The organism is Halomonas salsilacus (assembly GCF_051216275.1).
GTDB lineage: Bacteria > Pseudomonadota > Gammaproteobacteria > Pseudomonadales > Halomonadaceae > Halomonas.
The window spans coordinates 137,654-149,564 of sequence record NZ_JBPKAQ010000004.1; the positions used below are offsets into that span (position 1 = coordinate 137,654).

General features: G+C 67.9%; 12 protein-coding genes. 8 read left to right on the forward strand and 4 right to left on the reverse strand.

All coding sequences use genetic code 11. The features are described 5' to 3' along the window. Window positions 1-17: 17 nt before the first annotated feature. The 3 genes from ACR80S_RS07755 to ACR80S_RS07765 all read left to right on the forward strand — a co-directional run bounded on the left by ACR80S_RS07755 (window position 18) and on the right by ACR80S_RS07765 (window position 3,242). Entirely contained in the window at window positions 18-1,418 is a 1,401-nt protein-coding gene (locus tag ACR80S_RS07755) for an aspartate aminotransferase family protein (protein WP_435402952.1), read from the forward strand. Then, window positions 1,415-2,917, forward strand: coding sequence for an aldehyde dehydrogenase (locus ACR80S_RS07760; RefSeq protein WP_435402953.1), 1,503 nt, complete (start codon window positions 1,415-1,417; stop codon window positions 2,915-2,917). The genes ACR80S_RS07755 and ACR80S_RS07760 overlap by 4 nt, the downstream gene beginning before the upstream one ends. A gap of 154 nt (window positions 2,918-3,071) precedes the next feature. Next, window positions 3,072-3,242, forward strand: coding sequence for a DUF6435 family protein (locus tag ACR80S_RS07765; RefSeq protein WP_435402954.1), 171 nt, complete (start codon window positions 3,072-3,074; stop codon window positions 3,240-3,242). An 8-nt stretch (window positions 3,243-3,250) separates the two neighbouring features. Here ACR80S_RS07765 and ACR80S_RS07770 read toward each other — a convergent pair whose 3' ends face one another. Genes ACR80S_RS07770 through gatC form a run of 4 tightly spaced genes read right to left on the reverse strand, consistent with a single transcriptional unit; the run spans window position 3,251 to window position 7,069 of the window. Further along, window positions 3,251-3,802 (reverse strand): cupin domain-containing protein, encoded by a 552-nt coding sequence (locus tag ACR80S_RS07770; RefSeq protein ID WP_435402955.1) that lies wholly within the window; start codon window positions 3,800-3,802, stop codon window positions 3,251-3,253. Between the two features lie 39 nt (window positions 3,803-3,841). After that, entirely contained in the window at window positions 3,842-5,296 is a 1,455-nt protein-coding gene (gene gatB, locus ACR80S_RS07775; RefSeq protein WP_435399955.1) for an Asp-tRNA(Asn)/Glu-tRNA(Gln) amidotransferase subunit GatB, read from the reverse strand. Further along, window positions 5,296-6,756, reverse strand: coding sequence for an Asp-tRNA(Asn)/Glu-tRNA(Gln) amidotransferase subunit GatA (gene gatA / locus ACR80S_RS07780; RefSeq protein WP_435399954.1), 1,461 nt, complete (start codon window positions 6,754-6,756; stop codon window positions 5,296-5,298). The genes gatB and gatA overlap by 1 nt, the downstream gene beginning before the upstream one ends. Window positions 6,757-6,781: 25 nt before the next feature. Further along, window positions 6,782-7,069: an Asp-tRNA(Asn)/Glu-tRNA(Gln) amidotransferase subunit GatC gene (gatC, locus tag ACR80S_RS07785; protein WP_435402956.1), complete on the reverse strand. Its 288-nt coding sequence runs from the start codon at window positions 7,067-7,069 to the stop codon at window positions 6,782-6,784. A 170-nt stretch (window positions 7,070-7,239) separates the two neighbouring features. Here gatC and ACR80S_RS07790 point away from each other — a divergent pair, with 170 nt between their 5' ends. The 5 genes from ACR80S_RS07790 to rng all read left to right on the forward strand — a co-directional run bounded on the left by ACR80S_RS07790 (window position 7,240) and on the right by rng (window position 11,910). After that, window positions 7,240-8,277, forward strand: a complete 1,038-nt coding sequence (locus ACR80S_RS07790) for a rod shape-determining protein (RefSeq protein WP_416140162.1) — start codon at window positions 7,240-7,242, stop codon at window positions 8,275-8,277. Window positions 8,278-8,381: 104 nt separating this feature from the next. Continuing rightward, window positions 8,382-9,230: a rod shape-determining protein MreC gene (mreC, locus tag ACR80S_RS07795; protein WP_435399952.1), complete on the forward strand. Its 849-nt coding sequence runs from the start codon at window positions 8,382-8,384 to the stop codon at window positions 9,228-9,230. Continuing rightward, the gene (gene mreD, locus ACR80S_RS07800) at window positions 9,230-9,724 is read left to right on the forward strand and encodes a rod shape-determining protein MreD (protein ID WP_435399951.1); all 495 of its coding nucleotides are present in this window, start codon (window positions 9,230-9,232) and stop codon (window positions 9,722-9,724) included. Before mreC ends, mreD begins: the two co-directional genes overlap by 1 nt. A 15-nt stretch (window positions 9,725-9,739) precedes the next feature. After that, window positions 9,740-10,366 carry a Maf family protein gene (locus ACR80S_RS07805; protein ID WP_435402957.1) on the forward strand — a complete coding sequence of 209 codons (627 nt, stop codon included), beginning with the start codon at window positions 9,740-9,742 and terminating at the stop codon, window positions 10,364-10,366. Window positions 10,367-10,446: 80 nt separating this feature from the next. Continuing rightward, window positions 10,447-11,910: a ribonuclease G gene (gene rng / locus ACR80S_RS07810; protein ID WP_435402958.1), complete on the forward strand. Its 1,464-nt coding sequence runs from the start codon at window positions 10,447-10,449 to the stop codon at window positions 11,908-11,910. The last annotated feature ends 1 nt before the right edge of the window (window position 11,911 follow it).

Below are 11,911 nucleotides of genomic sequence, written 5' to 3' on the forward strand. Positions count from 1 at the left end.
TTTCCCGGAGATCTCCCATGCAGACCCATGACTATCAGGTCCTGGACAGCGCCCACTACCTGCACCCCTTCACCGACTTCAAGTCGCTGGGCGAGGAGGGCAGCCGCATCATCGAGCGCGCCGAGGGGGTCTACATTCACGACTCCGATGGCAACCGCATTCTCGACGGCATGGCGGGGCTGTGGTGCGTCAACCTGGGCTATGGGCGTGACGAGCTGGTGGCCGCCGCCACCGAGCAGATGCACCAGCTGCCCTACTACAACAGCTTCTTCAAGACGGCCCACCCGCCCGTGGTCAGGCTGGCCGAGCAGCTGGTCAAGCTGGCGCCCGCCCATATCAACCGCGTCTTCTTCACCGGCTCCGGCTCAGAGGCCAACGACACCGTGCTGCGGATGGTGCGCCGCTACTGGGCGCTGAAGGGCCGGCCCGACAAGCAGTGGGTGATCAGCCGAGAGAATGCCTACCACGGCTCCACCGTGGCCGGCGTGAGCCTCGGTGGCATGGCCCCCATGCACGCTCAGGGCGGCCCCCTGGTGCCGAAGATCGCTCATGTGCGCCAGCCTTACTGGTTCGGAGAAGGGCGGTCTCAGGAAGGGAGCACTCAGGATCCCGATGCCTTCGGCCGTGACTGCGCCGCCGCCATCGAGGCGAAGATCCTGGAACTGGGTGAAGACCAGGTGGCGGCCTTTATCGCCGAACCGGTGCAGGGTGCCGGCGGCGCCATCATCCCGCCGGAGAGCTACTGGCCGGCGGTGAAGGACGTGCTCGAGAAGTACGACATCCTGCTGGTGGTGGACGAGGTGATCTGCGGCTTCGGCCGGCTGGGCGAGTGGTTCGGCAGCGTCCACTACGACCTTGAGCCCGATCTGATGCCCATCGCCAAGGGGCTCTCCTCGGGCTATCTGCCCATCGGTGGCGTGCTGGTGGGCGACCGGGTCGCCGAGACCCTGATCGAGGAGGGCGGCGAGTTCTTCCACGGCTTCACCTACTCGGGACATCCGGTGTGCGCCGCGGTGGCGCTCAAGAACCTCGAGCTGCTCCAGGCCGAGGGGGTGGTGGCGCGGGTGCGCGACGACCTGGGACCCTACCTGGCCGGCCGCTGGAAGGCGCTCGAGGCACACCCGCTGGTGGGCGAGGCGCGCTCGCTGGGACTGATTGGCGCCCTGGAACTGGTCGACCCCGCCAGCGGCGAGCGCTTCGACGCCTCCCGAGGCGTCGGCACCCTGTGCCGCGACCTCTGCTTTGCCGGCGGCCTGGTGATGCGCTCGGTGGGTGATACGATGATCATCTCGCCACCGCTGGTGATCACCCGTGACGAGATCGACGAGCTGATAGAGAAGGCCCGCAGGGCGCTGGACGATACCCTGGCCCGTCTGACCGATCCGATAATTCTTCAACAGCAGGAGAGCCTGTCATGAGCCGCCCCGACACGCCCAGCACCCTGGCCGACTGGCAAGCCCTGGCCGCCGGTCTCACCCTCGAGACCCGCGCCTTCGTCGACGATGCCTTCATGGATGCCGCCAGTGGGAAGACCTTCACCACGCTCAACCCGGCCACCGGCGAGGCCCTGGCCGAGGTGGCCAGCTGCGATGTGGCCGATGCCGATCTCGCCGTGGGCCATGCCCGTGCGGCCTTCGACGGCGGCGCCTGGTCGCGACTGGCGCCGGGCAAGCGCAAGAGGGTGCTGCTGCGCCTGGCCGACCTGATGGAGGCCAACAAGCACGAACTGGCGCTGCTCGACACTCTGGACATGGGCAAGACGGTGTCGAGCTCGCTGGGCGACATCGGCGGTGCCATCGCCTGCTTTCGCTATCAGGCGGAGTGCATCGACAAGCTCTATGGTGAGGTCGCTCCCACCGGCGAGGAGGCCCTGGCCCTGGTGCTGCGCGAGCCAATGGGCGTGGTGGCCTCCATCGTGCCCTGGAACTTCCCGCTGATGATGACCGCCTGGAAGGTCGCGCCGGCGCTGGCCGCCGGCAACAGCGTGATTCTCAAGCCCTCTGAGAAGTCGCCGCTCTCGGCGCTGCGCCTGGCGCAGCTGGCCAGGGAGGCGGGCCTTCCCCGCGGTGTCTTCCAGGTGCTGCCGGGCTTCGGCCACACCGTGGGCAAGGCGCTGGCGCTCTCTATGGGGGTGGACTGCCTGGCCTTCACCGGCTCCACCGGGGTGGGCAAGCAGCTGATGCAGTATGCCGGCCAGTCCAACCTCAAGCGCCTCTACCTGGAGTGCGGCGGCAAGTCGCCTAATATCGTCTTCGCCGACTGCAAGGATCTGGACAAGGTGGCGAAGCACGCCGCCGCGGCGATCTTCCACAACCAGGGGGAGGTGTGCATCGCCGGCTCCCGTCTGCTGGTGGAGAACTCGATCCGCGAGGCCTTCATCGACAAGGTGGTGGCGGCGGCCGAGCGCATGCAGCCCGGCAACCCGTTGGACCCGGAGAGCTTCATGGGGGCCATCGTGGATGAAACTCAGTATCGGCGCATCCTCGGCTACATCGAGAAGGGCCGCGAGGAGGGCGCTCGGCTGCGCGTCGGCGGCGAGGCGCTGCCGGGACCGGGCCTGTTCATTCCGCCCACGGTGTTCGACGGGGTGACGCCGGAGATGGTCATCGGCCGCGAGGAGATCTTCGGCCCGGTGCTCTCGGTGTTCGGCTTCGATGACGAGGAGGAGGCCGTGGCCATGGCCAACGACAGCGTCTACGGGCTGGCCGCGGGCCTGTGGAGCCAGGACATCGATCGCATCATGCGGGTGACCCGGCGGCTGCACTCCGGCCAGGTGTTCGTCAACAACTGGGCCGGCGGCGACCAGACCATGCCCTTCGGCGGGGTCAAGCAGTCCGGCAACGGGCGCGACAAGTCCCACCACTCCCTGGAGGAGTACTCCGAGCTCAAGGCGGTATGGATGTCTCTGGCCACCTGACCCGGCGGCCTCAGGCCAGAGAACGAGGCCGGCGCCCCACGGTGCCAGCCTCTCCTTTCATGTACGATAAAATAAAAATGTACAACTATTGCATCGCTTTTTTCCGGCCAGGCGAGTAGCCTGGCAAGACATTTCCCCGCCAGGAGCCATGGCCATGTTCGGACTGTTCAATAGTGATCCGTCAAAGAAGCTGCAGAAGGAGTACGAGCGCAAGCTGGAGCAGGCGATGCATGCGGCCCGCAACGGCGACATGCGCGCCAACGCCACGCTCACCGAGGAGGCGGAGGCGCTGCGCGCCGAGATCGAGAAGCACAAGAAGGAGTGACGCCACCCTCAGAAGGCCCGGGCGGGGGTGGCGCAGCTCACCAGGCGGCAGGGGGCTTCGCCGAGGTTACGAAAGCGGTGGGGCATGTTGGTTTCGAAATAGTAGGCCTCGCCGGGTCTCAGCAAGCGTGAGTCGGCGCCGATGGTGATTTCGATCTCCCCCTCCAGCACCACGCCGGCCTCCTCGCCCTGATGGGCGATCATCTCGCGGCCGGTGTCGGCACCGGGAGGATAGGTCTCGACCATGAAGGAAAGGGCGCGATCGCGGCGATCGGCGCCCACCAGCTTGTAGATGACGTCCCCGGTGCCCACGTCGGCCAGGTCGTTGGCGGTGTAGAACACCCGGCGGCCGTTTTCCAGGTCCATGGTGAAGAAGTCCCCGACGCTCATGGGGATGGCGTCGAGGATCTTCTTCAGCGAGCTGACCGAGGGGCTGACCTTGCCCTGCTCGATCAGCGACAGGCTGGAGTGGGTGACCCCGCAGCGCTTGGCCAGCTCCCGCTGGGAGATGCCGCGCAGGGTGCGCAGGGTGCGCAGCCGCTCGCCCACGTCATCGGCCATGATGCCTCCTTTCGTCTCCGGTCACCGATCGGTCGCAGCTCAGCACAGGGCGTCCAGCTTCTCCTTGAGGAGCGCATTGACCTGCGGCGGGTTGGCGGTGCCGCGGGAGGCCTTCATGACCTGGCCCACGAAGTAGCCGATCATCTTGCCGCGCTTGTCGGGCTCGGCGTCGCGGTACTGGGCCACTTGGCCGGGGCTCTCCGTGATCACCTGGTCGATCATCGCCTCGATGGCGCCGCTGTCGGTGACCTGCTTGAGCCCCTTGGTCTCGATCACCTCGTCGGCGCTTTGCCCCTGGCCGTTCCACAGCGCCTGGAACACCTGCTTGGCGGCCTTGCCGTTGATGGTGTCGTCCATCACCCGGGCGACCAGCTCGCCGAGCTGGCGGGCCGAGACCGGGCTGTCGGAGATCGGCAGCCCCTCGCGGTTCAGCGCGCCGGCGAGCTCGCCCATCACCCAGTTGGCGGCGAGCTTGGCGTCGCCGCAGGTGTTCTTGACCACCTCGAAGAACTCGGCCATCTCACGGGTCGCGGAGAGCACGCCGGCGTCGTAGGCGGAGAGCCCCAGCGCGGCCTGGAAGCGGGCGCGCTTCTCGTCGGGCAGCTCCGGCAGGGCCTCGCGCAGGTGGTCGACGTAGGCCCGGTCGAGCACCACCGGCAGCAGGTCGGGGCAGGGGAAGTAGCGGTAGTCGTTGGCCTCCTCCTTGGTGCGCATGCTGCGGGTCTCGTCGCGCTCGGGGTCGAACAGGCGAGTCTCCTGGAGCACCCTGCCGCCGTCTTCCAACAGCTCGATCTGGCGTTCCACCTCGTACTCGATGGCACGCTCCACGAAGCGGAAGGAGTTGACGTTCTTGACCTCGGCGCGGGTGCCGTATTCGGCCTGGCCCACCGGCCGCACCGAGACGTTGACGTCGCAGCGCATGGAGCCCTCGGCCATGTTGCCGTCGGAGATGCCCAGATACGTCACGATGGAGTGGATCGCCTTGAGGTAGGCGGCCGCCTCCTTCGCCGAGCGCATGTCCGGCTCGGAGACGATCTCCAGCAGCGGCGTGCCGGCGCGGTTGAGGTCGATCCCGGTCATGCCGTGGAAGTCCTCGTGGAGGGACTTGCCGGCGTCCTCCTCCAGGTGGGCATGGTGCACCCGCACGCGCCGGGTGGTGCCGTCCTCGAGGCTGATCTCCACTTCGCCGGCGCCGACGATGGGGTGATACATCTGGCTGGTCTGGTAGCCCTTGGGCAGGTCCGGGTAGAAGTAGTTCTTGCGGTCGAACACCGAGACCTCGGGGATCTCGGCGTGGATCGCCAGGCCGAATTGCACGGCCATGGCCACCGCCTGCTCGTTGAGCACTGGCAGCACCCCGGGCATGCCCAGATCCACGGCACAGGCCTGGGTGTTGGGCGCGGCGCCGAAGGCGGTGGAGGCCCCGGAGAAGATCTTGGACTGGGTGGCAAGCTGGACGTGCACTTCCAGCCCGATCACGGTTTCCCATTGCATCAGGTGGTCTCCTCGGCAAGCGCGGGACGACGCAGGTGCCAGTCGGTGGCCTGCTGGAACTGGTGGGCGACGTTGAGCAGCCGCGTTTCGGCGAAGTGGGTGCCCAGTATCTGCAGCCCCACAGGGCGGCGACCGACGAAGCCCGCCGGCACGCTGATGCCGGGGATGCCGGCCAGGTTCACCGCGATGGTGTAGATGTCCTGCAGGTACATGGAGACCGGGTCCTTGTTGGCCCCCAGGTCGAAGGCGGGGGTGGGGGAGGCCGGGCCCATCAGCACGTCCACCTCCTCGAAGGCGTCGAGGAAGTCCTTGCGGATCAGCCGTCGCACCCGCTGGGCCTTGGTGTAGTAGGCGTCGAAGAAGCCCTCGGAGAGGGTGTGGGTGCCGATCAGGATGCGCCGCTGCACCTCCTCGCCGAAGCCCTCGGCGCGGGAGCGCTTGTAGAGGTCGATCAGGTCGCTGGGGTTCCTGCAGCGGTGGCCGAAGCGCACGCCGTCATAGCGCGACAGGTTCGAGGAGGCCTCCGCCGGGGCGATGACGTAGTAGGCCGGGATGGCGTAGTGGGTGTGGGGCAGGCTCACTTCGCGCACCGTGGCACCCAGCGATTCATAGACCTTGACCGCCTCGCGCACCGCGGCTTCTACCGCGGGGTCGAGGCCGTCGCCGAAGTACTCCGTGGGCAGGCCGATCTTGAGGCCGGTGAGCGGGGCGGAGAGCTCCTCGGTGTAGTCGGGCACCCCGCGGGCCACGCTGGTGGAGTCCCGGGGGTCGGGCCCGGCGATGGCGTTGAGCAGCAGGGCGCAGTCCTCGGCGGTGCGCGCCATGGGGCCGGCCTGGTCGAGGCTCGAGGCGTAGGCGATGATGCCGTAGCGCGACACCCGGCCGTAGGTGGGCTTCAAGCCGGTGATTCCGCAGAAGGCGGCCGGCTGGCGGATCGAGCCACCGGTGTCGGTGCCGAGCGCCGCAGGGGCGAGGCCCGCGGCCACCGCGGCGGCGCTGCCGCCGGAAGAGCCGCCGGGTACCGCGCCCGCCTCCCAGGGATTGGATACCGGGCCGAAGGCGCTGTTCTCGTTGGAGGAGCCCATGGCGAACTCGTCCATGTTGGTCTTGCCGAGGCTCACCGTGCCGGCGGCCTTGAGCCTTTCCACCACGGTGGCGTCGTAGGGGGAGACGAAGTTGCCGAGCATCTTCGAGCCGGCGGTGGTCAGCACCCCCGCGGTGCAGAACAGGTCCTTGATGGCCAGCGGCAGGCCGGTCAGCGGGCCGGCCTGGCCCTTGGCCCGGGCGGCGTCGGCGCGATCGGCCGCTTCCAGCGCTGCGACAGGCGTCACGGTGATGAAGCTGTTGATCTCGCCGTCGAGGCGAGCGATGCGCGCGAGCTGGTGTTCGGTCAGCTCGCGGCTGGTGAACTCGCCGGCCCTGAGGGCGGCGGCCAGTTCGCTCAGTGTCTTGTCATGCATGGGCCGGGGGCTCCGTCGGGAAGGCTTATTCGACCACGCGGGGGACCAGGTAGAGGCCCTGTTCCACGGCGGGGGCGCAGCGCTGAAAGCGGTCGCGCTGGTCGGACTCGGTCACCTCGTCGGCGCGCAGCCGCTGAGTGGTGTCGAGGGGATGGGCCAGGGGGGCGACGCCCTCGGTGTCCAGGGCCTGGAGCTGGTCGACCATCTCCAGGATGCGGCCAAGGTCGTCCAGGTAGTGGGCGGCGTTCTCGTCGCTCAGGCCGAGCCGGGCGAGATGCGCGGCCCTGAGCACGTCAGCGTGTTCAAGCGCCATGGTCGTGATGTCCTCGAAGGGAAAACAGGCCGCAAAAGGTACCACATACGGCGACCCGCGGGCAGGCCCGAGAGACGCCGGGCTCGCGGGCTCTGCTTGCTGCTGGGGGGCCGCGGTGATACCGTTTGCCTCCGCACAGGGTTCCCGGACTGCACTAGGTAACGACTTCCATGTTCAAACGCTTGAGGGGGCTGTTCTCCAGCGATCTGTCGATCGATCTGGGAACCGCCAATACGCTGATTTACGTGCGCGGTCGTGGCATCGTGCTCGATGAACCATCGGTCGTGGCCATTCGCCAGTCGGGCAACATGCGCAGCGTGGCCGCGGTGGGTTCCGATGCCAAGCGCATGCTGGGCCGCACGCCGGGCAACATCACCGCCATTCGCCCGATGAAGGACGGCGTCATCGCCGACTTCACCGTCACCGAGCAGATGCTTCAGCACTTCATCCGCAAGGTCCATCAGAGCACCTTCCTCACCCCGAGTCCGCGGGTGCTGGTCTGTGTGCCCTGCATGTCGACCCAGGTGGAGCGGCGTGCCATCAAGGAGTCCGCCGAGGGCGCCGGTGCCCGCGAGGTGTTCCTGATCGAGGAGCCCATGGCGGCCGCCATCGGGGCCGGCTTGCCGGTGGACGAGGCCCAGGGCTCCATGGTGGTGGATATCGGCGGCGGCACCAGCGAGATCGCCATCATCTCGCTCAACGGCATCGTCTATTCCGAGTCGATCCGCGTCGGCGGCGACCGCTTCGACGAGGCGATCATCGCCTATGTGCGCCGCCACTACGGCAGCCTGATTGGCGAGGCCACCGCCGAGCGCATCAAGGAGGAGATCGGCTGTGCCTATCCGGGCGGCGAGCTGCGCGAGATCGACGTGCGCGGCCGCAACCTGGCCGAGGGCATACCGCGCAGCTTCACGCTCAACTCCCACGAGATCCTCGATGCCCTCCAGGAGACCCTGGCTTCCATCGTCACCGCGGTGAAGAACGCCCTGGAGCAGTCGCCCCCGGAGCTCGCCTCGGATATTGCCGAGCGTGGCCTGGTGCTGACCGGCGGCGGCGCGCTGCTGCGCGACCTGGACAAGCTGATCGCCGAGGAAACAGGTCTGCCGGTGATCGTCGCCGAGGATCCGCTGACCTGTGTGGCCCGGGGTGGCGGCAAGGCCCTGGAGATGATCGACCAGCACACCTTCGAGCTGCTCTCCAGCGACTGACCCAGGGCTGACTTTAGGGGAAAACGCCTATCAAGCCGCTGTTCTCCCACGGATCGCTGCCCGGCTATCGTTTCTTCCTGTGCGTGCTGGTGGCGTCGGCGCTGATGGTCGTCGATACTCGCTTCACGCGCATGGAGGACGTGCGCGCCCAGCTCTCCACCCTGGTCGCGCCCATCCAGTGGGCGGTGAGCCTGCCCAGCAATGTCCTCACCTGGGGGTCGCTGGCGCTCTCGGACCAGCGCGCCCTGCTTGAGGAGAACCGCCGGCTGCGGGAGCAGATCCTGAACCTCTCCCATCGGGTGCAGCACATGGCCAGCCTCACTGCCGAGAATGTGCGCCTGCGCGAGCTGCTCTCGGCGTCGGATCAGAACGAGGTGCCCTTCATCACCGCCGAGCTGCTCTCCCTGGACCCGGACCCCTTCGCCCACCAGATGGTCATCGATCGCGGTCGCCGCAACGGCGTCTACGTGGGCCAGCCGGTGATGGACGCCTCCGGGCTGGTGGGGCAGGTCACTGCGGTATCGGCTTACTCCAGCCGGGTACTGATGGTGGCCGACGCCAGCCATGCGCTGCCTGTTCAGGTCAACCGCAACGGCTTGCGCTTCATCGTCCAGGGCAGCGGCAACTACGATGCGCTCACGGTCCTGCATGTGCCTGACACCGCCGATATTCGCGAGGGCGACCTGCTGATTACCTCGGGGCTGGCCGGGCGCTTCCCGCCGGGCTACCCGGTGGCGAGGGTCTCCGAGGTGGTGCATGACCCGGGCCAGCCCTTCGCCCGGGTCACCGCCACGCCGGTGGCCCAGCTGCAGCGCTCGCGTCACTTCCTGCTGCTCTTTCCGCCGCCCGCCCCGGGGGCCGACGATGAGAGCTGGGCGCTGGAGCTCTCCGCCGAGGCCGTGGAGGCCGCACGGGCGGTGATCGGACTCGATGCCGACGGGGAGGCCCCCTGATGGCCTCCCCCTCTTCCGCCAACCTGGCCCTGCCATGGATCTGGCTGTCGCTGCTGCTGGCGCTCTGCCTGCAGGTGATGCCGCTGGCTGACGGCTGGCAGATCTGGCGCCCGGACTGGCTGGGCCTGATGCTGATCTACTGGTGCATGAAGGCGCCGCACCGGGTGGGCGTCTTCCATGGCTTCGCGCTCGGCATCCTGCTCGACCTGATCGAAGGGGCCACCCTGGGGCAGAACGCCCTGATCCTGTCGCTGCTGGCCTTCCTCTGCGCGCTGGTCTATCCGCGCTTTCGCGCCTACTCCCTGGTCCAGCAGGCCGTGCTCATTCTGGTGCTGCTGGGCACCGTGCAGCTGGGAGAGCAGTGGTTGCGCACCCTGCTCGGCCCCTTCTCCATCCATCTCTCCTTCCTGCTGCCGTCGCTGATCGGCGCCGTGCTCTGGCCGTGGCTCGCCACCCTGTTCGAGGCCCTGGGTCGGCGCCTGGCCCGAGACTGACCCGGAGCCGCCACCGTGTCTGATACCATTCCGTCCGACCCCATCCAGCCCGACGCCTCAGGCCCCGTGCTCTGCCTGGCCAGCGCCTCGCCGCGCCGCCGCGATCTGCTGGCCTCCATCGGCGTGAGCGTCGAGGTCCGCCCGGTGGATGTCGACGAGACACCGCGCCCGGCCGAGGGGGCGGTCGACTACGTGAGCCGCCTGGCCCGAGAGAAGGCCCTGGCCGGCGCGCGCCTATCCCCCCTGCCCACCCTGGGCTCCGATACCGCCGTGGTGTGCGACGGCGAGATCCTCGGCAAGCCGGAGGGGGCCGAGCACGCCGCCGCCATGCTGCGCCGCCTCGCCGGCCGCGCCCACGAGGTACTCACCGCGGTGGCGGTGAGCGGCCCCGCGGGGTTGCGGGAGACCTGTGTCGCCACCCGGGTGACGATGCGCGAGATCGCCGACGCCGAGATCACTGCCTACTGGGCCAGCGGCGAGCCCGCCGACAAGGCGGGGGGCTACGCCATCCAGGGTCTGGCGGGGGTGTTCGTCGAACGCATCGAGGGCAGCCACTCGGCGGTGGTGGGGCTGCCGCTGTTCGAGACCGCCGCGCTGCTGCGCTGCCAGGGTGTGGCGGTGTGGGGCGGTGCGCTTGAGTGAACCCTTCCCCGTCATCAACGCCTTGAGCTGGTGACACTATGTCATAATGGCCGCAAAGCATTCTGGACAAGGATTTCCGCATGAGCGGCGAAGTACTGATCAATCTGACGCCGATGGAGACCCGTGTCGCCGTGGTGGAGAACGGCGTGCTGCAGGAAGCCTTCATCGAGCGCAGCCGCCGACGCGGCATCGTCGGCAACATCTACAAGGGCAAGGTGGTGCGGGTACTGCCCGGCATGCAGGCGGCGTTTGTCGACATCGGCCTGGATCGCGCCGCCTTCATTCACGCCCACGAGGTGATGCCCCCCGGCACACCGGCGGAGGAGCAGCTCTCCATCGGCCATCTGCTCCACGAGGGGCAGGCGCTGGTGGTGCAGGTCACCAAGGACCCCATCGGCTCCAAGGGCGCCCGGCTCACCACCCATCTGTCGGTACCGTCGCGTTACCTGGTCTACATGCCCGATGCGCCCCATCACGGTGTCTCCCAACGCATCGAGGACGACCGCGAGCGCGAGCGGCTGCGCGGACTGATCGAGGAGGCACAGGCCGGGCAGAGTCTGGAGGTGAGCGGCGGCTTCATCGTCCGCACCGCCGCCGAGGGGGTAGGCCTGGAGGAGCTCTTCGCGGACATGCACTTCCTGCTGCGACTATGGCGCAAGGTCAGCGAACGCAAGATCACCGCCCCGGCCCCTAGCGTAATCTATGACGACCTGCCGCTGTTCATGCGCATCCTGCGCGACGTGATGCGCGACGACATCGAAAAGGTGCGCATCGACTCCCGGGAGAACCACGTGAAGCTCATCGAGTTCGCCGAGGAGTTCATGCCCGACGCCGTGGAGCGCATCGAGCACTATGCCGGCGAACGCCCCATCTTCGACCTGTTCAGCGTCGAGGATGAGATCCAGAAGGCCCTGGGCCGCAAGGTGCAGCTCAAGTCCGGCGGCTATCTGGTGATCGATCCCACCGAAGCGATGACCACCATCGATGTCAACACCGGCGGTTACGTGGGGCACCGCAACCTCGAGGAGACCATCTTCAAGACCAACCTCGAGGCCGCCACCGCTATCGCCCGCCAGCTGCGCCTGCGCAACCTGGGGGGCATCATCATCATCGATTTCATCGACATGGAGGACACCGAGCACCAGCGCCAGGTGCTGCGCATGCTCGAAAAGTCGCTGGAGCGTGACCACGCCAAGACCAAGTGCACCGGCGTCACCGAGCTGGGCCTCGTCCAGCTGACCCGCAAGCGCACCCGGGAGAGCCTGGAGCAGACCCTCTGCGAGGCCTGCCCCACCTGCGCGGGACGCGGCACCCTGAAGACCCCGGAAACGGTCTGCTACGAGATCTTCCGCGAGATCCTGCGCGAGGAGCGCGCCTACAGCGCCGAGACCTACATGGTGCTGGCGGGCCAGGCGGTGGTGGACCGCCTGCTCGACGAGGAGTCCGCGGCGGTGGCCGATCTGGAAGAGTTCATCGGCAAGCCGATCCGCTTCCAGGTGGAGACCCACTACTCCCAGGAGCAGTACGACATCGTGCTGATGTGAG